Genomic DNA, 20277 nt, shown 5'->3' on the forward strand with positions numbered 1-20277 from the left:
ACGCGACGCTTTTTTCCAGCCGCTAATTCCAGTACCCCGAGTCGTTCGGGTGCGACACCGGTCTCTATCGTCGATTCGTCGATAGCGTCCCGTTCGCCGTCTGGGAACTCACAGCAAAAAAGACGTCCGACCGTCAGTCGTCGCCGTCGAACAGTTCGGGTGCGGCATCGAACGACGCTGCGGTCCCCCGCGGTTCGTGGTCGTCTCGTTCACGGCGCGCTCTCTCAGTCATCGGATGCCGCCTCCGCGGTCGGTGTCGGAGCCTCTTCCTCCTCGCCGAACGGGTACCACGACTGCTTGGCGTCGTACAGACAGGGGTCGACGTAGTCGGTCTCCTCGCCCTCACAGAACTCCACGATAGGCTCGGTTCCCATCTGGTCGACCCACTGGCGGAACGACTGGCCCTCCTCGCGGTGGGCGGCGAAGGCCTCGACGAGGTTCTTGATTGCGCCCGGCATCTCGTCGGCGGGAACGCGTTGGTTGACCCACTCGACGAAGGTCGGTTCCTCGCCGATGCCGCCGCCGACGCCGATGTCGACGGCTTCGACCATCTCGCCGTCCTTGCGGGCGCGCATGCCCTGCAGGCCGATGTCGGCGGTCATCGCCTGCCCACAGTCGGCCGTACAGCCCGAGAAGTGCATGTGGATGTGCTCGACGTCGTCGGGTAATTCGACGTTGTCACGCAGCCACCGCAGGGTTCGGGCCATCCGCGCTTTCGTCTCGGTCAGCGCAAGCGAACAGAACTCGGTTCCGGTACAGGCGATGGCGCCGCGCTGGAAGGGGTTCGGTTCGGGTGCGTGTTTGTCGAGTAGCGGCTCCTCCAACAGGGCATGGAGTTTTCCCTCGGGCACGTCGACGATGAGTGGGTTCTGTCGACGGGTGAGCCGTATCTCCCCGGAGCCGTACTCGAAGGCGAGGTCCGCCAACTCGATTGCGTCCTGTGCCGACAGCCGCCCGACGGCCACAGAGAGGCCGACGTACTTGTTGCCGTCGGCTTGCTCGCCGACGCCGACGTGGTCGGCACGACCGGCATCGGCCGGCAGGCCGGCGTTGTAGGTGTACTTCTCGCGGAAGTCATCGCCCGCGGACTCCAGCGGGCCGACGCGCTCTTCGAGTCGGTCCCGAATCCAGTCGGTGCCGTGTTCGTCGACGAAGAACCGCGCGCGGTTCTTGTTGCGGTTCTGGCGGTTGCCTTCCTCGAAGTACAACTCGACGAACGCACGGACAACCTCGTAGGCTTCCTCGTCGTCGCTGACGAAGATATCGAGAGCGCGAGCGCGCCGGGGCTGACGGCCACCCAGACCGCCACCGACGCGGACGTTGAAGCCACGTTCGCCGTCTTTCTCGGCCGGTTCCAGCCCGATGTCGTTGATGGAATCCTGGGCACACCCCTCGTGACATCCCGTCGCCGAGATGTTGAACTTCCGGGGCATGTTCGCCAGTTCGTCGTCGCCGCGCAACTCCTCCTGAAAGCGGTCGAGCAGTGGTTGGGTTTCGACGTACTCCTCGCCTTTTCCGGCCAGCGGACAGCCGGTTATGTTCCGCATCGTGTCGCCGCCGGCCGATCTAGACGTGACGCCGACGGATTCGAGTTTCTCCCAGATTTCCGGTACGTCGTCCAGTTTCAGCCAGTGCAGTTGGATGGACTGTCGGGTCGTCAAATCGATGTAGCCGTTGCCGAACTCGGGATTTTCGACCGGCCCGGTGGCGTAGTCGCGGGCGACTTCGGCGATGGCACGGAGTTGCCCGGGTTCGAGGACGCCGTTTGCGTTCGTCAGCCGCATCATGAAGTAGCTCTCCTGGCCGTCGCGTTGGTGGAACAGCCCCCAGAACTTGAACCGGGAGAACCACGCCGCCTTCTCCTCGTCGGGAATCGACTCGAAGCCAGTCGCCGCGAACTCCAGAATCTTCTCGCGAACCTCGTCGCCGTAGCAGTCGCTCTTGTACTCCTCTTTGCTGTGCATGCGTCACTCGCCTCCGTTAGACGATGACCACTCGTCTACCAATACCGAGAATTCCTGTCCGAATATGCCGTTCATTACGTCCGGCCGTACCGTCCTTTCGCCCATAACGATGAGCGTTGACGAGCGTTCAGATAACTAGGGTACAGGAACCCGTTCGTGGCGTATGACAGGGAATATGTAGAATATAATCGCTTCAAACGGCGGCTTCTGTCCGGAGTTATTGAACAGCCGTTCGTCCGCGGAGGGTGTCGTCGGCAGCAGTCACCTCGGTCGGGTCGTTGCAGTTGCGTATCGCGCGGGCGTCGGCGTCGACGGCGGTCACGTCGAGTCGACCGAGGGCGTCGACGAGACGGCGAGACCCACAGGCAAGCGTCGTCTCACAGGCCTGTCGGGCAGCGTCGACGCGGTAGGCTGCTCCCAACGGCTGGGTCGTGTCGTCGGTGTCGACGACGGCGGCCTCGGCGCCGTCCAGCGCCGCCAGCAGACGCTCGGCAGTCCGGCGGTCGAACATCGGCATGTCGCAGGCGACGGCGACGACGCGGTCGGCGGCGCTCACGCGGAGGCCGGTCAGCAGTCCCGCTAAGGGCCCGCGGTCGGGAATCGTGTCGACGGCGAACCGCAGGGACAGTCCGCTGAAGGCCTCGGCCAGCGCCGCCCGCTGGTCGTTCCGACAGTTGACGACCAGTTCCTCGCCGGGTAATCCCTCGGCCGCCCGACGGCACATCGGTTCGCCGCCGACATCGGCCAGCGCCTTGTCACCGGGCGGATACCGCCGCGAGCGGCCGCCGGCGAGCAGGAGCGTCCCGACCTCAATCATCGGCGCTCACCACCGCCCGCTCGATGGCCTCTTCTCGTGTCTCGACCGGAGTGAGACGAACCGCACACTGTTTGAAGTTCGGTTCGCCGGTCGGGTCACGTTCGCGCGTCGTGAGTTCGTTCGTCGCGGGATGGTGAATCGGGAGCCACGCCATCCCTTCGGGGACCGCCTCGTCGCGGGCGACGACTGCGGTGACGACACCGCGGGGTGATTCGATGTCGACCGCTTCGCCGTCGTCGACGGGTGCGCTCTCGGGGTGGGCCCGCACCGTCACCGTCTCGGGGTCGACCGACCGCGAGCGGATACCCGTGTTGTAGCCGTCCTGTTGGCGGGCCGTCGTCAGTGTCAGCGGGTACTCTTCGGAGACGGGTTCGGCGACGCCCTCGAACGTCGCCGTCGAGAACCGCGCCTTCCGGGAGGGTGTCGGAAACGACCACTCGCCGGCGAGGCTCCGGGCCTGGGGGTCGTAGTAGCGATACCCCCCGCGCGATGTCGCGTTCGGCGCCGGCCACCGAACCGCATGCTCGGCGTCGAGCCGTTCGTAACTGATGCCCGAGCAGTCCGCGAGCGTCCCACGCGTGAGCGCGGCGAACTCATCGAAGACGGCCGCCGGGTCGCTCGACGGGAAGAGCCCGTCTTCGAGCGCGTTGCCGATGGTCGCGATGATATCGAGGTCCGTCCGAACGCCCGATGGCGGGTCGGTAACCCGGCGGACCCGCGAGACGGTCCGCTCCATGTTCGTCGTCGTTCCCTCGCTTTCGCCCCACGTCGCGGCGGGAAACACCACGTCGGCGAGTTCGGTCGTCTCGGTGTGGAAGGCGTCCTGTACGACGAGGAACGCGTCTTCGAGGGCTTCGCGGGCGGCCGTCGCGTCGGGCATCCCGGCGGCGGGGTTCGTGGCGACGGCGTAGATGGCTTCGACGTCCTCGCCGACGGCCTCCAAGGTTCCGACGGGGCCGGGGCCGGGGTCGTCGGGCAGGCGTTCGGGTGGCACCTCCCATGCGCTCGCCACGTCCCGTCGGGCGGCAGGGTCGTCGAAGTCGCGATGGCCGGGCCAGGTCCCCTTCGAGGAACAGATGCGGGTTCCCATCGAGTTGGCCTGTCCGGTCAGCGAGAAGGGGCCCGTCCCCGGACCCATGTTGCCGGAGGCGAGACACAAATCGATGAGCGCCGCGGCCGTGTCGGTGCCCTGGACGTGTTGGTTGATGCCCATCCCCCAGTACAGAAGCGTCGGATCCGCGAGAGCCTCACAGAGGTGGTCGACGGTTTCGGGGTCGACGCCCGCCGTCTCGGCGGCGTCTTCGGCTTCGGGTAGCGTCTCGCGGAGTTTCTCGAACCCTTCGGTGTGTTCGGCGACGAACTCGCGGTCGATGTCGCCGCGGTCGAGGAGTCGCGCGAGGACGGCCCGGGCCAACGCGAGGTCCGTTCCCGGGTCGGGTGCGACGTGGGTGTCCGCGGCCTCGGCCGTCTTCGTCTCGACGGGGTCGACGACGAGTAGTTCGCCGTCGTCGTCGCCGGCCGAGGCGTGTATCCACCGGAACATGACGGGATGGGCGACGGCGGGGTTGGCGCCCCACACGAGGTGCGTGTCGGCCTCGGGGATGTCGTCGTACGTCGGCGGGGGCGCGTCGCTGCCGAAGGCGTCGTAGTAGGCGGCGACGGCGCTGGCCATACACAGCGTGGTGTTGGCGTCGTAATACCGCGTGCCGACGGCGCCGCGGGCGAACTTCCCGAGGGCGTAGGCGGCTTCGTTGGTCTGTTGGCCGCTGCCGAGGACGGCGAGGCTGTCGGGGTCGTTCTCGACGCGCTCGCGGAACCCGGTGATTGCCTCCCCCAACGCCACGTCCCACGTCGTCGGCACGAGGTCGCCGTTCCGGCGGACCAGCGGCCGGGTGAGCCACTCGCCGTCGGGGTCGGTGCTCTCGGTGATGCCGCGGCCGCAGGCCAACCCCTCGTTCGTGGGGTGGGCGGGGTCGCCGCGTGCCACGTCGACGCCGACGCCGATGTCGGCACCACGGTGGACATGGCCACAACCGACCGCACATCGCATACACGTCGTCGGAACGGGGTCGCTCACGGCAGTCCCCCGTTTCGACGCGGCTTCGTCGACGATTCGACCGAGAGAGATGAACGAACGTCTACCGCAGCGGCCGATTCGAGTCCGAACGGAGTATCCATCGTCAGTCGATTCGACGAACTATCGTGCAAAAACCGTACGCGTTGACGAACGGCCACTACAAACGATTCAAACTGACTGCGTGGCGGGTTTCTAATGGCGTATTACGTCCTTAATTACGCAACGTCGGATTGAACTGGACGGTCGTCTCACGCACTAAAAAGCGGTTTCGGCCCGGAGGGGCCGACCACGGAAACCGTCGGATGCCAGCCGTTCGGTTCGTTCCTGAGCGATGCACACCGGAGACCACGAGGGTCCCGCGGTGTCTCGACGAACGAATCGGTGTCGTAATATCGCATCGGGAGCGGCAATATCTGAATACTATGGTGGAAATATTGCTTGAATGTCCTCTTATAGACGAATATTTTAGTCGAATGTTGTCTGCCACCGAATCGCTGTCCCTGCGATACCGTTCGACTGCGGACGGTAACGCCTTTCGGGCCGGCAGTCGAATCGGCGCGCATGAACCACGAGACATCGCGGTCGCTGTACGACCGGGCGCTGTCGGTCCTGCCGGGCGGCGTCAACTCTTCGGTGCGCGCCGCGCCACAGCCGTATCCGGTGTTCGCCGACCACGGCGAGGGCGGCCACGTCGCCGACGCCGACGGCAACCGCTACATCGATTGGATTCAGGGTCTCGGACCCCTGCTTCTCGGCCACGACATGCCCGAGTCGGTTCAGGCCGCGGTCCAGTCCCGCGCCGCCGAGGCGCCGATGTACGGCATGCCGACCGAAATCGAGGTCGACCACGCCGAATTCGTCTGCCGACACGTCCCGTCGGTGGAGATGATTCGGTTCGTCAACAGCGGGACGGAGGCGACGGTGTCGGCGGTCCGACTCGCCCGCGGGGTCACCGGCCGCAACAAGGTCGTCGTCATGCAGGGTGGCTACCACGGCGCCCAGGAGTCGACGCTCGTCGAGGGCGACGCCGACCACCCGAAACCCTCCAGTTCCGGCGTCCCGCAGTCGTTCGCCCAACACACCCTCCCGATTCCGTTCAACGACGAGGCCGCCGCCCGCGAGGTGTTCGAGGAACACGGCGACGACATCGCGGCCGTCCTCGTCGAACCGATACAGGCGAACATGGGCATCGCCTTCCCGGAGAGCGGATACCACGAGACGCTGGAGGCGCTGTGTGAGGACTACGGCGCACTGTTCATCTTCGACGAAGTCATCACCGGGTTCCGAATCGGCGGTCTGCAGTGTGCACAGGGCCGCTTCGATGTCGACCCGGACCTCACGACGTTCGGCAAAATCATCGGCGGCGGCTTCCCGGTCGGCGCCATCGGCGGCAAGACGGAGTACATCGAGCAGTTCAGTCCCACCGGCGACGTGTTCCAAGCCGGCACCTTCTCGGGACACCCCGTGACGATGGCGGCCGGACTGGAGACGCTGAAGTTCTGCGCAGAAAACGACGTTCACGACCACGTCAATTCGCTCGGCGAGCAGTTACGCGAGGGACTGGCCGACATCGTCGCAGACCACGCCCCCGCCTACACCGTCGTCGGCACCGACTCCATCTTCAAGGTCGTCTTCTCGCGGGCCGAAAGCGACCCACAGGGCGACCCCTGTTCGAACGGCTGTCGGCAGGACCCCACCTGCGGTCGCTACGGCGAGTGCCCCAAACGCGGCACCGACGTGGCCGACGCCGAAACCGAACGCTACGCGCGACTGTTCCGCCCCGCGATGGTCGAACAGGGCGTCCTCGTCTCACAGAACCAGTTCGAGGCCAACTTCGTCTCCTACGGCCACACCGAGGAAGACGTCGAGGAGACGCTCGAAGCCTACAAAGAAGCGCTGTAACGCGATTCAGGCGCCGTAGGTTTCTTCGAGATATTGGACGATGTCGTCGGACTCGGCCATCCCGTCGACGCCGTGTTCCTCGTCGACGATGACTGGGACGCCGGTCTGACCGCTCACTTCCTCGACGTCGGTGCGTTCCCCGTGGGCGCGCGGCACCTCGATGCTGTCGTACTCCAGACCGAGTTCGTCCAGTTTGTCGATGACCTTCGCACAGTACGGGCAACCGGGCAGTTCGTACAGCGTAATGTTCGCCATCGGTCTCCCGTAGGTCTCGGAGGATTAAGAGCGCGGCGGTGGTGTGTCCGCCCGGCGTCCACTCGGCCGTCTCGGTCAGTCGCCTCGCCGTGACGTGATTGCGGTGGCGAGTCGCTCCCGGCGGGACAGTGCTTCCCCGAGGCCCCACCCGACCGCGAGCAACACGCCGAGCACCGCCGAGAGGAACGCCCACGACCCCATCCAGACGGGCCGGAACCACGGCTCGATGTGCGAGTATCGGGTCGCCAGTCCGTCGAAGGTGCCTTCGACGGGCGTGTAGCTTCCGAAGTCGGCGATGGCATCGGCGACGTGGTACCGTGCTGCGGGGCCGCCGTCGCCGCCACCGGAGACGGTGTAACTGCCGGTCGTGCCGTGGTCGGCCATCGTCGGGCCGTTGCTTCCCTTCTCGCCGCGTTCGGCGTCGTACGGCGCCCACGCCGCGTAGAACTCCCAGACGACCTCGCCCTCTGGCGTTATCTCGACGACACGATGGTTCAGCGTGTCGGTGACGAGCGTGTTGCCGTTCGGCAGGCGGTCGGCGTCCCGCGGCCAGTTGAACCCGCCGACACTCCAGACGAGTTCCCACTCACAGGACTCCGGCGGCGTGTCGGCGCCGAGGCGAGGGTCGGCGCCGGCGCAGTCGCGTTCGTACTCGACGATGCGGTCGTTTTCGCTGTCGGAGACGAGGATGACCGGCGTGCCGTCGTCGCGTTCGAGGTAGTCGGGGTTGTGCTGTTCGAACAGCGTGCCGTGGTCGTTGTCCCGTCCCAGTCGCATCACGATGTCGCTGTCCGAACGGTCGACGAGAATCACCTGGTCGAAGTTCCGCGGGGAGGCCAACACGTAGCCGTCGTCGGGGCCGACCACGTCGACGTCGTTGACGTGGGTCCAGTCGGCGTCGAAGCCGCCGTCGGTGCCGTTGGGGTAGTGCTCGCGAAACAGCCACTCCCACTCGGCGTCGCCGGTGGTGGTGTTCTCGACGTAGAGACGGTCGTCGCTCACGCCGTTTCGGGTGTTCCGCATGTGGGCGACGAGGATTCGGTCTTCGCTCAGGCGCGTCGCGTCGTGGGTGTCGAGTCGCCCCGGCATGTCGTGGCGCCACTCGACGGCCTCGGTTGCGGTGTCGTACTCGAAGACGACGGTGCCGCCCTCGTAGGTGGACGTGACGAAGAGGTCGCCGTCGGCCGTCGGGTCGATGTCGTAAAACCACCGCGCTCCGACCTCCTCGCCATCGAAGCGCCACGCGACGCTGCCGTTTCCGTCGGCGGCGACGAGGCGGGCCGGTTTCTTGGGCTTCCCGTAGCCCGCGAAGTGAAAGCCCTGCACGCTGACGTAGGTGGTCTCGGCGGCCGGCTCCTCGACGGTCCCAGCGCCGAGTTCGAGGCTTTGGGGGTTGACTGCGGCGTAGGCGGCCGGCAGAAGGAGGACGAAGACGAGAACCGCGAGGGCGACCCGCAGCGTCACGCGACGTGACAACGAGTCGACTCGCGGAAGGTCCATGTTCCGTCCAGAGGAGTCCGCAAGGAATACCTTGCGGTTGGGCTCAGAAGGAGGGGAGGAGTCCGGCACTCGCCGCGAAGAAGACGGCGAAGTAGACGACGAAGATGACCGCCAGCGTCCACTGGCCGAGCGAGACGTCGTCGGCCTCGCCGACGGCGGCCTTGACGATGGGGTAACTCATGATGCCGGCCGCGAGGCCGTTGGCGATGGAGGTCGTAAGCGGCATGACCGTGATGGTAAGACCGGCGGAGATGGCCCACGCGGGGTCCTGCCAGTCGATGTCGGCGACGCCTTGCAGCATGATGATGCCCACGACGACCAGCGCGATGTAACTCGCGTACGTCGGAATCGCCGAGATGAGCGGCACGACGAGCAGCGACAGCGCGAACAGCGCACCGACGACGAGAGCGGTGAAGCCGGTTCGGCCGCCCTCTTCGACGCCGGTCGCGGATTCGATGAACGTCGTCACCGTCGAGGTGCCAATCATCGCACCGAACGTCGTCCCGATGGCGTCGGCCATCAGCGGCTTGTTGATTTCGGGGAGGTCACCGTTCTCGTCGAGGAAGCCGGCAATCTGAGAGACGCCAATGAGCGTGCCTGCGGTATCGAAGAAGTCGACGAAGAAGAACGTGAACACGACGAGCGCGAACACGACGGGGTCCTCAAGGATGAGTCCCAGTCCGTCGACGAAGCCGTAGACGAGCGGGGTGAAGTCGTACTGGACGCCGAACAGAAGCGAGCCGATACCCTCGCTTTCGACCTGTGAAACCGTTCCGGGTTCGAGGACGCCACGGTCGACGACGCCGGCCAGCGTCAGCGCGTAGCCGGCCAGCGCCGTCCCGATGATGCCGATGACGATAGAGCCCTTGATGCCGCGGGCGTAGAGAACGAAGGTGACCGCGAGTCCGAGCAACGACAGTGCTGCGACCGGGCTTTCGAGGACGTTCCCGAGCGTGGTGAGCGTCGCGGGGTCCGTGACGACGATTTGCATCTCCTGAAGGCCGAGGAACAAAAGGAAGACGCCGATACCAGCCCCGACGGCGAACTTCACCGGTTCGGGGAACAACTGGATGATATACTCTCGTGCCCCGACGGCCGTCAGCGCGATGAATATGAGTCCCTCGACGAACACCGCGGCGAGGGCCACCTGCCACGGGACGCCCAGCGTCAACACGACGGTGAACGCGAAGAAGGCGTTCAGTCCCAGTCCCGGCGCGAGACCGAACGGACGGTTCGCGTACAGCGCCATCACGACGATGGCGACCACTGAGGCGATGATGGTGACGACGGTGAGCATCTCGACGACCTGGAAGAAGTCGTAGGTCGCCCCCGCGATTTCGGTCGTCGGCGTCGGCTCGCCTTCCTGTGGCGACCCGCCGACGATGGCCGGCGCGAGGATGCTCGGATTGACGACGATGATGTAAGCCATCGCCAGGAACGTCGTCAATCCGGCGACGCTCTCGGTTCGTACGTCGGTGTCGTGTTCCTCGAACTCGAAGTACTCCGCCAGCGTATCAGTAACAGCCATAATTCACGTTCGAGCATACCACAGGTTGGTGACTTAATAGTTACCGTCGAAAACGACCGATTCTGTGCACGTATGTGCGTATCGGTGGCAACGCGACCCGAAACATGTCACTCCCGCGTAACGAGTGCGCCCACCGGGGCGTCGGTATGAGCACGGGCGCGGTCGATGCCCTCGTCGCCGACCGCGATGAGCGCGAACACGCCGGCCACGTCGGCGCCGGCCGACGCCGCGATGTCGAGCAGCAGTTCCTGTGTCTCCCCCGACCGGATGAGGTCGTCGACGACCAGCACGGACTCACCCGAGGCGATGGCGTTGGCGGGGAGGTAGTAGTCGATTTCGATGCCCGAGGAGAGTCGCTGTCGGGCCTCGATGAACTCCTCGACGGCGGTCTCACGTGACTTCTTGGCGTAGGCACACCGCGACCCGAAGTAGCGGGCCATCGCCGCCGCGAGGGTGATGCCGTCGGTGGCCGCGGTCAAAACGGCGTCCGGCGGTTCGATATCGAGCGTTTCGACGGCGACGGGCGGGACGAGCGACAAAAGCGACTGGTCGAAGACGACCCGGGAGTTGTCGACGTACCCCTCGTCATCGACGACGATGCGGGCGTCGAGTTCGGATGCCAGCAACTCGGAGCCGACCCCCTCGACCACCTCGCGGGCGCGGGCCTCACTCGGGAGGACGTGCCCGTTGACGTAGCGGTTCAGGTCGCCGGCGGGCAGTCCGGTTTCGGCGGCCAACTCCTCGTAGGTGCGCGTCTCCTTCAGCGTCCGCAACACGTCGACGGCGCGCAACTGGAGGGCGGCCTTCTCCGAACGGTTCATGCCTCCAAGGCGTCACTGCATATGTATGAATACTTCGGTGTGCTACCGAGAGGAAATAGACACGGGAGTGGATACTCTACGCGCGGTCGGCGTCGGCCAACAGCTCCGAGGCCGTCAACAGCGACTCCAACTCGATGTCGTGTTCGGCGAGGTTCTCGCGGGCGCCCTCCTCGCGGTCGACGACGACGAGTACGCGGTCGACGACTGCACCGGCGTCTCGGAGTGCTTCGACGGCGTCGATGGCGCTTTGGCCAGTCGTGGCGATGTCCTCTAGCACAACGACCCCCTCACCGTCCTCGAAGTCGCCTTCGATTTGGTTGCCAGTGCCGTACTCCTTGGCTTTCTTTCGGACGATGACGTAGGGGTTACCCGTCTCGACGGCCGTCGCGGCGACCAGCGGGACGGCGCCCAACGCGACGCCGGCGAGTTTCGAGTCACCGACCCGTTCGGCGAACGCCTCGGCGATGAGTTCCAGACAGTGTGGGTCGGTCTCGAAGACGTACTTGTCGACGTAGTACTCGGAGGTGCCGCCGTGGGAGAGTTCGAACTCCCCGAACTTCACCGCCTCCGCGTCCCGGAGCGCGTCGATGAGTTCCTGATTGACCATACACGCTCCTCGCCCGTCCGGGTAAAAAGCGGCGCGGAATCGCGGGGGCGCCTGTCTCCCACCGATTGGCCTTCCCTCGACAAAATACGAACAATGATAACAAATATCACGAAGTGGCCCATACCCTTTAGCACGGAGTGGTGGCAATGGTTACGAAACACACCCCAGAATCGCTGTGTGAGTGCTCAGCGGGCAGCGTGTGTGTCGGGCGAATTCAGCACTACACGTGTGCGGTTTCCGGGTTGGTGGCGGCTGTCGTCGTGGTTTCGCTAGTCGCGCCCGTGTTGTTCGCCGCCACCCAACCGCTTCAGTTCCTGTCGTCTACGGTGGTCGTGTTCGTCCTCCTTCTGTCGTGGCTCCTCGTCGCCATCGCCTTGGAACTCCTCTGGGAGTGGCGGGTGGAGGGACTCGACACCGCCGGGTGAGATTACAGGAACTCCCTGACTTCGGAGTACCACATGTCGTGGTGGTCCAGCGCATCGATGTGGCGGGCGATTTTCGTGGCGATAGCGTGCCAACAGAGCTCCGTTGGGTCCTCTGGGTCGAGGTTGTAGCGGGAATCCTCACACTCGCAGGTGCCGTCCTCGACGACGTGTTCCTCGGAATGGCCGACGACGACGGTGAAATCGCGGTACTCCTTGACCCGCTCTTCACCGACGGCCTCGATGGCTCGGACTCCGCGGTCGCCGTGGGTGGCGATGATTCGGTCGACGGCGTCGCTGGTGAGTTCTCCGTCGGCTTCCAGTTTCGCCTCCCACTCCTCGACCGGGTTCACTCCCGACTATTTTCGGGGACGTGGGAAAATCGCTTCGCTCCGAACTTTTTCATCGTCGGGTTCGCGCGAAGCGCGAACCACTCCTCGAAAAACTTCGATGAAAAAGGCGCGACCGAGGGCCGGAGGCCTGAGGTCGCGTGAACCGCGCGCCGTAGGCGCGCGGACGTTCGTGCTCACCGCGGCCGCCAACGCTTACTCCTCCCTTCTTGACGCTTGACTACAGCGCCAACAGAGCGATTCCCGCCGCCCCGAGCCCTGCCAGCACCGCCCCAATCCAGAGGTTTCGACCGGTCGCCTTCCGCAGTCCCGCGGCGACCTCCTCGTAGGGACCGCGAGCGACGAACGCCCCCTCGCGTTCGCATGTGAGGAGCGGTCGGCCGTACTCCCCGCCGACGGTCGCCTCGCCCGCGACGACGACGCTCTCGCCGGGTTCGACGACGTTCTCTTTGAATCGGAGTTCCCGCTCGGCCCGGCCATCGGTGGTCAGTGGGAGGTTCGGGAACGGTGCGCGGTCGCCACGGAGATGCTCCGGTACTGGTTCGCCTTCCTCGACGACGAGTTCGTGTTCCGCCGGCCCGCCGGTCGTCGTCCCCTCGGGGAGGTTTTCGGTGTCGGTCGGACTCCCCGCTGCGAGGCTGAGCCACGCGCCCTCTGGGTCGACGTTGGCGGTCCCGTCGTCGGTCTCGACCGCGAAGGGCGTCCGCTCGATAGTGAAATCGGTCGTGAAATATGTTCCGTAGGGTCGCAACGGCTGTTGTTTGTACTGGGCGACGGAGGCGGTGTAGCAGACGGCGTCCCGTCCGGTGACGGGCGTCGTCAGCGTCTCGCCGTCGGCAGCGGCCGTTCCACCGACAGCACTGGGACCGCTCGTTGGGAGGCCGTCGCCGCTGCCCGCTTCGAGGAGGTTCGCCCGGGGACGGTTGGCGATAGCCGTCGCGCCGACAAGCAGGCCGCCGGCGAAGATGCCGGTGACGGCGGCCCATCCGAATCCGACGCTGTCCGGGCCGTTGGTCACGACCGGGACCAGCGAAAGCGAGGCCACCAAGACCGCGGGGAGCGTTTCCCGTCGAGAGACGCCGGACTCGTAGGCTCGGAAGGTGAGCGTGGCGGCCAACGCACCGTCCGGGAGCCACCGAGACAGAACCCACCAGAAGGCGCCACCGACGAGGACGGCCGCGACGGCGTATGTGAATCCGTCGACGGGTTCGACCATGCTGTCGGCTCTCCATTCCCCGACGACAAAAATCGACTGCTCGATTCGGTCGGCGATACGCAAACGTATCCCTTTTCGGGGGCCACCCCACAACGGAGGGTATGGAAGTCCGCGAGGGCGGCGTGAGAATCGAGGTGCCCGAGGAGCGCCACGGCGCCAGCGAGGGCGCCGGGTCGGGGGTGTTCTACAACCCGGTCCAGGAGTTGAACCGCGACATCACCGTCGGCGTGTTGCGGACGGTGTCCGACGACTGTGACTCGTATCTCGATGCGATGACAGCAAGCGGCGTCCGTGCGGTTCGGGCCGCCAACGCGGGCTACGACGTGACCGCCTGCGATGTCGACACCGACGCCGTCGAGTTGGCCCGCCGCAACCTCGACGGAAACGACCTCGCGGGCGAGGTCCACCACCGGAACGTCAACGCTCATATGTACGAATCACGGCACGACGTAGTCGATTTGGACCCCTTCGGGACGCCCGTACCCTTCCTCGATGCGGCGTTTCAGAGCGCCGGGCGATACCTCTGTGTGACCGCGACCGACACCGCACCGCTGTGTGGCGCTCACTTCGAGAGCGGCGTCCGGAGTTACGGCGCGGTCCCGCGGAACACGGAGTTCCACCCCGAGATGGGCCTGCGCGTGTTGCTGTCGGCGCTGGTCCGAACCGCCGCACGCTACGATATCGCCGCCCGGCCCGTGTTGAGCCACGTCTCCAGTCACTACGTTCGAACCTACGTCGAACTGGACCACGGCGCCCGCGCCGCCAACGACTGTATCGAGGGGTTGGGCTACGTCGACCACTGTCAGAAGTGTCTCTGGCGCGACAGCGAGGCGACGCTCATCGCGGAGCCGACGAAAACGTGTCCGAACTGCGGGCAGTCGACGTGGACGGCTGGCGCCATCTGGCTTGGGCCGGCCCACGACGCCGGATTCGTCGAATCCGTTCGGGAGTCGATTCCCGACTCCTTCGGCGAGGCATCGAAAGCCGATCGCCTCTTGGAGACTGTCGCCGGCGAACTCCACGAACCGACCCACTACGACCAACACAAACTGTACAAGCGATGGGGCGAACCGAACATCGCGATGGACGAGTTCCTCGAGGAACTCCGAGCGGCGGGCTACGAGGCCTCACGGACGCACTTCGGCGGAACGACGTTCAAGACCGACGCCGATGTAGTGGCGATTCGAGAAGCGGTATTGTAGGCGGTGACGGTGCTGTGTCGGCCTCGCTATCGACGGCTTCCCACCGATTATATGTATGGTTCGCCCATAGCCGGGTTCGTGAAGGGGTATCTCGCCCGGGTCACGACGGTGACTCGGGGCGTCGTCAACGGCGCCCAATCGGACCGAATCACGTTCATCGCCGGGAGCCTCGCCTATTACGCGTTCATTTCGCTTCTGCCCCTGCTGTTGCTCGCCTTGGTCGCGGCGTCGACGTTCGGTGACGCCGGAACCGTCGAGGCGCTCGTCGCTCGGGCCACCGAAACGCTCGGCGAACAGGCGGGTGTCGTCGTCCGCGATGCGCTGACCGGTGCGACCGGACGGGGCGGCGCGACCCTCCTCGGCGTCGCGGTGTTGCTGTGGTCGGGGTTGAAACTGTTTCGGGGTCTCGACATCGCCTTCTCGGAGGTGTACGGCCACCCCGGTCCGGAGTCGATTGTCGACCAATTCCGCAACGCCACCGTCACGCTCGGGGCGGTCGGCGTCGCCGTCGCGGCGACGGTCGCCGTCGGCGCGCTCATCTCCCTTTCCGGCGTCGGTGGCGTTCTCGAAGGGGTCGGCGGCGCGGGCGCCGTCGCGGTGCTGGGCACGCTCACCCTCGTTGCCGGACTCACTGCCGCCTTCCTGCCGCTGTACTACCTCTTGCCGGGGACCGACGTTTCAGTCCGGGAGGCGCTTCCGGGCGCCGTCTTCGCCGCCGTCGGCTGGACGCTCCTCCAGACCGGATTTCGGGTTTACGCCGAATTCGCGGGCAGTTACGAGGCCTACGGCGTGTTGGGCGGCGTTCTGCTGCTCCTCACCTTCCTCTATTTCGGTGGCCTCGTGTTGCTTCTCGGCGTCGTTCTCAACGCCGTGTTGGCCGGCCGCGCCAACGAGGAGACGGGGCTCGCCGAATCCGAGGAACCGACGCCGGAACCGACCGCTGTACTCGAAGGAATCATGACACGGGACCGACTCGACGACGAGGTATCGGACGCTGAACTCCGCGAGGAACTCGAACGGCTGTACGACGAACTCGACCGCTTCGAGGAGCGCGTCGACGACCGGACCGTCCACCGCGAGGAAATCGAGAGCGACCTCAAGCGGTACGTCCGCAAGCAGGTCCGCCGCGGGAAGGCCCGTGGCTGGGGTCCGTACCTCGTGTTGCTGTACGGGACGGCCATGACGCTCGGGGCGTTCGTCGCGCTGTCGGGCGGGTGGGCCATCCTCGCGATGCTCGTCATCTGGCTGTCGACGCTCGGGTTGTACGTCCTAATGTTGCTGGTCGGGACGACGGCGACCGTCGCGGGGCTTCCCGGACGGCTCAAAGACCGCCTCGGCGACCGATGAGTCGCGGTCTCGGCGAACTTGCCGCCGTTGGTGAGTTGCCGTCGTGGCTCGTCGCGCTCGCGGCACTCGTCACCCAACTCGGCGACGTGTGGTTCGTCTTCTGTCTGCTCGGGGCCTTGTATTGGTTTGGCAATGCCCTTCCGGGGCCGCTGTCGCTTTCCCGGCGGCACGCGATGTTCGCCGTCGCGCTCGCACTCGTCGCCCGCGCCGTGACGACGACGTTCAAGGAACTGTTCGCGCTGCCGCGACCACCCGGTGCCGACGAGGCTATCGGGGTCGAACTCGTTCCGGTCGTCGTCGAACCGCTGTACGTCTCGGCGGCGACCGCCGACGGCTTCGGGTTCCCGAGTGGCCACGCCACCGCAGCCATCCTCGTCTACGGGGGGTTGGCGCTGCTCGTCGACTCACGCCGCGGCTACGTCGCCGCCGGCGCGCTCGTCGCCGCGATTCCGGTGTCACGAGTCGTTTTGGGCGTCCACTACCTCGTCGACATCGCGGCGGGGCTCGCCTTCGGCGGAGCGTTCCTCGCGGGCGTCTATCTCCTGTGTGGCCGCGGTGACAACCCCGGGCGGGCGCTGATGGTCGCCGTCGTGCTCTCGCTTCTCGGTGCGGGGGTCGTGTACAACTTCGATACGATGGCGGCGCTCGGTGGTGCCCTCGGAGCGCGAATCGCGTGGGGGAGCCTCGGCGACGCCGTGGTCCACGAGACGACGACCCGGGTGGGTGGTGCGGTCGCCGTCGCGGTTGGATTGCTGTTCGGCGCGATGTTCGGCGGTATTTACGCGCTAGAGCCGGCGCCGGCGGTCGGCTTCCTCGGGATGGCTGTCGTGTTGGCGGGCGTCATCGCCGCGCCGCTGGTCGGCGAAGCGGTCGCTCGGCGGATTTGAGAACCGAGACGGGAGTCGACCTACTCGAAGTCGAGGTCGAACTGCTCGTTTTCGGTGACGGTGTTGAGCACGACCGAGGTGTTGGACTCCTTGATGTCGGGGTCGATGAGGAGCTCCTTGATTTGCTCGTTCATATGGTCGGTGTCGGTGAACTTTCCGATGGCGATGATGTCGTGGTCGCCGGTGACCTCGTACACCGACACCATGTGTTTGTGGTCCGCGAGTCGGTCGGTGATTTCGGGGAGGGCACTCCCCTCGACTTTCATCTGGATGACTGCGGTCACGTCGTACCCCAACTCGCCGTAGTCGACGGTGGGTGCGTACCCCTGGATTATCCCCTCGTCTTCGAGGTCGGAGATGTGGTTGGAAACGGTCGTCACCGACACGTCGAGGTCCTCTCCGAGGGAACGAAGCGAGGCGCGGCCGTCGTCTAAGAGTGCGTTCACCAACTTGCGGTCGAGATTTTCGTACGTCATTACATCCCAGTACCGACTGGAGGCTTTAGAAGTTTACGATTATACAGTTCTATGTGCAATGAGGTGAGGTTTGCGCAGAGCAGCAAGGTTTTAGTATAGGCACTCATCCGCATAGACGACGAGAAATGACGAACGACAACGTAGCAACCGACGGTGGTCTCACCCCGGAAGCACAGAGCGTCCTCGACGAAATCGAAGAGAAGAACGTCGACTTCCTTCGCCTGCAGTTCACCGACATCCTCGGTACGGTGAAGAACGTCTCCGTTCCCGCCGAACAGGCCGAGAAAGCCTTCACCGAGGGTATCTACTTCGACGGCTCCTCTATCGAAGGGTTCGTCCGCATCCAGGAATCGGACATGCGGCTCATTCCCGACGCGAGCACCTTCGCGGTGCTGCCGTGGCGGAACACCGACGAGCACGCTTCGGCCCGGATGATTTGTGACGTGTACAACACCTCGACGGGCGAACCGTTCGAGGGTGACCCGCGGTACATCCTGAAGCAGGCCCTGCAGCGTGCCCACGACATGGGATATAAGGTCAACGCCGCCCCCGAACCGGAGTTCTTCCTGTTCGAGGAGGACGAAGACGGCCGCGCGACGACGAAGACGAACGACGCCGGCGGCTACTTCGACCTCGCGCCGAAGGACCTCGCCTCCGACGTTCGCCGCGACATCATCTACGGGCTGGAGGACATGGGCTTCGATATCGAGGCCTCCCACCACGAGGTCGCACAGGGCCAACACGAGATCAACTTCGAGTACGACGACGCCCTGACGACGGCCGACAACGTCGGCACCTTCCGGACGGTCGTCCGCGCCATCGCGGCCCAACACGACCTCCATGCGACCTTCATGCCGAAACCCATCGCCCGAATCAACGGCTCGGGGATGCACACCCACATCTCGCTGTTCACCGAGGACGGCGAGAACGCCTTCCACGACGGCGACGACGAGTTCGACCTCAGCGAGGAGGCCAAACAGTTCACCGCGGGCATCCTCGAACACGCCCCGGCGATTACGGCCATCACCAACCCGACGGTGAACAGTTACAAGCGTCTCGTCCCCGGCTACGAGGCCCCCGTCTACGTCGCGTGGTCCGACCGCAACCGCTCGGCGCTCATCCGCAAGCCGGCCGCCCGCGTGCCGGCCGCCTCCCGCATCGAGGCTCGCTTCCCCGACCCGTCGTGTAACTCCTATCTCGCTTTCGCCGCGCTCATCCACGCCGGTCTCGACGGCATCGAGCAGGGACTCGACTGCCCCGACCCGGTCCGGGAGAACATCTACGAGTTCGACGAGCAGAAACGCGAGGAGTACGGCATCGAGACACTGCCACAGAACCTCGGCGAGGCCGTCGAGGCGCTCAAGGAAGACGAAGCGATTTACGGCGCGCTCGGCGACCACATCGGTCCGAAGTTCGTCGAGGCCAAAGAGGCCGAGTTCAAGGAGTACCTCGTCGAGGTCTCCGAGTGGGAACTCGACCAGTACCTCGAGACCTTCTGAAACGAACTTTTTCCGCCTCGGGTCGCGCGGAGCGCGACCCCTCGGCGCAAAAACTTCGATGAAAAAGGCGGCGACTCGCTTCGCTCGTCGCCGTGAACCGCGCGCCTGCGGCGCGCGGATGCTCCGCTCTCTGTTCTGTTGAACTCATCTGCGAGAGATATATTTGGACTTCGGCTTCGGTCAGTACAGGTAATCCACATATCGTCACACAGTACGGGTCTACCTACATTGCGTCAGAAACCCCGTGGGAGATACAGAGGGTGTAGTCAGCAAGCCAGTGATTTTGTTTTGTTAAATAAGTTATAAAAAGCCACCAGGGAGTACTGCAAAATTACTGTTCTTCGATTTCGTTATTACCGTTAACTTTGTCCGCAGTCGAATCGGTTGACCTGCCGTGTTTTCGCATTGACCAACGATAGAGATATTGAAGAACCGGTTGAAGTTCGGACGCACCTTCCGTCGCTGTATACTGTACATAGGGTGGTACTGTCTCGCGTACCTCTCGCGTGAGCAACCCGAACTCTTCGAGCTCCTGTAGTCGTCGGGTCAACGTATTCGGTGGGATACTGAGCTGAGTCTCAAGTTCCTTGAATCGCCATGGACCAGCCTCGTCGGCGAACTGGGCAAGGACTTCAAGTCCACGCGACCGGCTGAGTACCTCGAACAACTCCAAAATCGTTGGGCCTTCCGAACGGATTTGTTCGCAACTCACGTCTCCGATCTGCTCTGCGCTGAAATCTGTCTCTGAAAGTGTAGCTCTATCGCTCATAGTTGCAGAGAGGTCCCGAGAGACAAATACATCACGCCACTTCCAGAGGTGGAAGTCACTTCCAGTGATGGGATCTCGCACACCATTATATGGTCACTCTACTGCAATCTGCACGCGGATGAAGTACTTCGAGGATTACGAGGTTGGAGACACGAAGACGGTCGGGTCGTTCTCGCTATCGAAGGCGGAAATTGTTGACTTTGCCGAGCGATTCGACCCGCTCTGGCTGCACACCGACGAAGAACGGGCCGAGCGGGAATCACCCTTTGGCGGAATTATCGCAAGCGGGTGGCACACTATATGTTCGTGCCACGGGATGGTAGTTCAAGACGCCGGAGCGGATTCAGCAGCAATCGGGTCACCTGGGGTAGAGGGAGTTTCGTGGGAAAACCCAGTATTTCCGGAGGACACGATAACAGTCTCCCGAACAGTCACCGGGAAACGACCCTCAGAAAAGTTACCTGATCGTGGGCTTCTTACTGTCGAGATATCCGGGAAAAATCAACGGGGACAGAAGGTTGTCACCTATACACCACAAATGTATTACATGAAAGGTGATCTCTCGGAATCTGGCTGAAGGCGTGGTATGACCGACGCCCGCGCTGTATCTCGCACGGCCATCGGTACATCTCGTTGAG

The 20277-nt window shown here is 64.6% G+C and carries 19 protein-coding genes; 7 read left to right on the plus strand and 12 right to left on the minus strand.

The features are described from left to right. Positions 1-224 precede the first annotated feature (224 nt). From NMP98_RS14745 to nasA, 3 genes are all read right to left on the minus strand, one after another. Positions 225-1964, minus strand: coding sequence for a nitrite/sulfite reductase (locus NMP98_RS14745; protein WP_254858625.1), 1740 nt, complete (start codon positions 1962-1964; stop codon positions 225-227). 217 nt (positions 1965-2181) lie between these two features. Next, positions 2182-2781 (minus strand): molybdenum cofactor guanylyltransferase, encoded by a 600-nt coding sequence (locus tag NMP98_RS14750; RefSeq protein WP_254858626.1) that lies wholly within the window; start codon positions 2779-2781, stop codon positions 2182-2184. After that, a complete protein-coding gene (gene nasA, locus NMP98_RS14755; protein ID WP_268105280.1) occupies positions 2774-4858 on the minus strand; it encodes an assimilatory nitrate reductase NasA in 2085 nt (694 codons plus the stop codon). The genes NMP98_RS14750 and nasA overlap by 8 nt, the downstream gene beginning before the upstream one ends. Before the next feature lie 561 nt (positions 4859-5419). Here nasA and hemL point away from each other — a divergent pair. Next, complete coding sequence (gene hemL / locus NMP98_RS14760) at positions 5420-6760, plus strand: glutamate-1-semialdehyde 2,1-aminomutase (protein ID WP_254858628.1); 1341 nt, start codon at positions 5420-5422, stop codon at positions 6758-6760. Between the two features lie 6 nt (positions 6761-6766). Here hemL and NMP98_RS14765 read toward each other — a convergent pair whose 3' ends face one another. From NMP98_RS14765 to pyrE, 5 genes are all read right to left on the minus strand, one after another. Continuing rightward, a complete protein-coding gene (locus NMP98_RS14765; RefSeq protein ID WP_254858629.1) occupies positions 6767-7015 on the minus strand; it encodes a glutaredoxin family protein in 249 nt (82 codons plus the stop codon). A gap of 75 nt (positions 7016-7090) precedes the next feature. Then, on the minus strand, positions 7091-8515 hold the full coding sequence (locus tag NMP98_RS14770) for an aryl-sulfate sulfotransferase (protein ID WP_254858630.1): 1425 nt from the start codon (positions 8513-8515) through the stop codon (positions 7091-7093). A gap of 43 nt (positions 8516-8558) precedes the next feature. Then, positions 8559-10043, minus strand: coding sequence for an NCS2 family permease (locus tag NMP98_RS14775; protein WP_254858631.1), 1485 nt, complete (start codon positions 10041-10043; stop codon positions 8559-8561). Between the two features lie 107 nt (positions 10044-10150). Beyond that, a complete protein-coding gene (locus NMP98_RS14780; protein WP_254858632.1) occupies positions 10151-10864 on the minus strand; it encodes a phosphoribosyltransferase family protein in 714 nt (237 codons plus the stop codon). Between the two features lie 76 nt (positions 10865-10940). Beyond that, a complete protein-coding gene (gene pyrE, locus NMP98_RS14785) occupies positions 10941-11471 on the minus strand; it encodes an orotate phosphoribosyltransferase (RefSeq protein ID WP_254858633.1) in 531 nt (176 codons plus the stop codon). 146 nt (positions 11472-11617) lie between these two features. Between pyrE and NMP98_RS14790 the strand changes: the two genes are divergently transcribed. Further along, positions 11618-11896 (plus strand): hypothetical protein, encoded by a 279-nt coding sequence (locus NMP98_RS14790; RefSeq protein ID WP_254858634.1) that lies wholly within the window; start codon positions 11618-11620, stop codon positions 11894-11896. Positions 11897-11898: 2 nt separating this feature from the next. Here the strand turns inward: NMP98_RS14790 and NMP98_RS14795 are convergent, their stop codons facing one another. Then, on the minus strand, positions 11899-12246 hold the full coding sequence (locus NMP98_RS14795) for a hypothetical protein (protein WP_254858635.1): 348 nt from the start codon (positions 12244-12246) through the stop codon (positions 11899-11901). 217 nt (positions 12247-12463) lie between these two features. Beyond that, positions 12464-13459: a hypothetical protein gene (locus tag NMP98_RS14800; RefSeq protein WP_254858636.1), complete on the minus strand. Its 996-nt coding sequence runs from the start codon at positions 13457-13459 to the stop codon at positions 12464-12466. Positions 13460-13560: 101 nt separating this feature from the next. On the opposite strand from NMP98_RS14800, the gene NMP98_RS14805 reads away from it, so the two are divergent. The 3 genes from NMP98_RS14805 to NMP98_RS14815 are packed head-to-tail and all read left to right on the plus strand — an operon-like array spanning position 13561 to position 16895. Next, positions 13561-14661 carry a tRNA (guanine(26)-N(2))-dimethyltransferase gene (locus NMP98_RS14805; RefSeq protein WP_254858637.1) on the plus strand — a complete coding sequence of 367 codons (1101 nt, stop codon included), beginning with the start codon at positions 13561-13563 and terminating at the stop codon, positions 14659-14661. A gap of 51 nt (positions 14662-14712) precedes the next feature. Continuing rightward, entirely contained in the window at positions 14713-16008 is a 1296-nt protein-coding gene (locus NMP98_RS14810; RefSeq protein ID WP_254858638.1) for a YihY/virulence factor BrkB family protein, read from the plus strand. Beyond that, positions 16005-16895, plus strand: coding sequence for a phosphatase PAP2 family protein (locus NMP98_RS14815; RefSeq protein WP_254858639.1), 891 nt, complete (start codon positions 16005-16007; stop codon positions 16893-16895). The genes NMP98_RS14810 and NMP98_RS14815 overlap by 4 nt, the downstream gene beginning before the upstream one ends. A 20-nt stretch (positions 16896-16915) precedes the next feature. Here NMP98_RS14815 and lrp read toward each other — a convergent pair whose 3' ends face one another. Continuing rightward, positions 16916-17371, minus strand: a complete 456-nt coding sequence (gene lrp, locus NMP98_RS14820; RefSeq protein ID WP_254858640.1) for an HTH-type transcriptional regulator Lrp — start codon at positions 17369-17371, stop codon at positions 16916-16918. Between the two features lie 125 nt (positions 17372-17496). Here lrp and glnA point away from each other — a divergent pair, with 125 nt between their 5' ends. Next, complete coding sequence (gene glnA, locus NMP98_RS14825; RefSeq protein ID WP_254858641.1) at positions 17497-18870, plus strand: type I glutamate--ammonia ligase; 1374 nt, start codon at positions 17497-17499, stop codon at positions 18868-18870. Positions 18871-19201: 331 nt separating this feature from the next. Here glnA and NMP98_RS14830 read toward each other — a convergent pair whose 3' ends face one another. Continuing rightward, entirely contained in the window at positions 19202-19639 is a 438-nt protein-coding gene (locus tag NMP98_RS14830) for a winged helix-turn-helix transcriptional regulator (protein WP_254858642.1), read from the minus strand. 118 nt (positions 19640-19757) lie between these two features. On the opposite strand from NMP98_RS14830, the gene NMP98_RS14835 reads away from it, so the two are divergent. Then, a complete protein-coding gene (locus NMP98_RS14835) occupies positions 19758-20216 on the plus strand; it encodes a MaoC family dehydratase (RefSeq protein WP_254858643.1) in 459 nt (152 codons plus the stop codon). Positions 20217-20277: the final 61 nt, after the last annotated feature.

This window comes from Natronomonas gomsonensis, assembly GCF_024300825.1.
Classification (GTDB): domain Archaea; phylum Halobacteriota; class Halobacteria; order Halobacteriales; family Haloarculaceae; genus Natronomonas; species Natronomonas gomsonensis.

What these genes read in the sequence shown, in the direction of transcription:
- glnA (WP_254858641.1), top strand. Translation starts at nt 17,497, where the DNA reads ATGACGAACGACAACGTAGCAACCGACGGTGGTCTCACCCCGGAAGCA.
- NMP98_RS14815 (WP_254858639.1), top strand. Translation starts at nt 16,005, where the DNA reads ATGAGTCGCGGTCTCGGCGAACTTGCCGCCGTTGGTGAGTTGCCGTCG.
- NMP98_RS14810 (WP_254858638.1), top strand. Translation starts at nt 14,713, where the DNA reads ATGTATGGTTCGCCCATAGCCGGGTTCGTGAAGGGGTATCTCGCCCGG.
- pyrE (WP_254858633.1), bottom strand. Translation starts at nt 11,471, where the DNA reads ATGGTCAATCAGGAACTCATCGACGCGCTCCGGGACGCGGAGGCGGTG.
- NMP98_RS14800 (WP_254858636.1), bottom strand. Translation starts at nt 13,459, where the DNA reads ATGGTCGAACCCGTCGACGGATTCACATACGCCGTCGCGGCCGTCCTC.
- NMP98_RS14790 (WP_254858634.1), top strand. Translation starts at nt 11,618, where the DNA reads ATGGTTACGAAACACACCCCAGAATCGCTGTGTGAGTGCTCAGCGGGC.
- NMP98_RS14775 (WP_254858631.1), bottom strand. Translation starts at nt 10,043, where the DNA reads ATGGCTGTTACTGATACGCTGGCGGAGTACTTCGAGTTCGAGGAACAC.
- NMP98_RS14765 (WP_254858629.1), bottom strand. Translation starts at nt 7,015, where the DNA reads ATGGCGAACATTACGCTGTACGAACTGCCCGGTTGCCCGTACTGTGCG.
- NMP98_RS14835 (WP_254858643.1), top strand. Translation starts at nt 19,758, where the DNA reads ATGAAGTACTTCGAGGATTACGAGGTTGGAGACACGAAGACGGTCGGG.
- lrp (WP_254858640.1), bottom strand. Translation starts at nt 17,371, where the DNA reads ATGACGTACGAAAATCTCGACCGCAAGTTGGTGAACGCACTCTTAGAC.
- NMP98_RS14750 (WP_254858626.1), bottom strand. Translation starts at nt 2,781, where the DNA reads ATGATTGAGGTCGGGACGCTCCTGCTCGCCGGCGGCCGCTCGCGGCGG.
- NMP98_RS14770 (WP_254858630.1), bottom strand. Translation starts at nt 8,515, where the DNA reads ATGGACCTTCCGCGAGTCGACTCGTTGTCACGTCGCGTGACGCTGCGG.
- NMP98_RS14745 (WP_254858625.1), bottom strand. Translation starts at nt 1,964, where the DNA reads ATGCACAGCAAAGAGGAGTACAAGAGCGACTGCTACGGCGACGAGGTT.
- NMP98_RS14780 (WP_254858632.1), bottom strand. Translation starts at nt 10,864, where the DNA reads ATGAACCGTTCGGAGAAGGCCGCCCTCCAGTTGCGCGCCGTCGACGTG.
- NMP98_RS14805 (WP_254858637.1), top strand. Translation starts at nt 13,561, where the DNA reads ATGGAAGTCCGCGAGGGCGGCGTGAGAATCGAGGTGCCCGAGGAGCGC.
- NMP98_RS14830 (WP_254858642.1), bottom strand. Translation starts at nt 19,639, where the DNA reads ATGAGCGATAGAGCTACACTTTCAGAGACAGATTTCAGCGCAGAGCAG.
- hemL (WP_254858628.1), top strand. Translation starts at nt 5,420, where the DNA reads ATGAACCACGAGACATCGCGGTCGCTGTACGACCGGGCGCTGTCGGTC.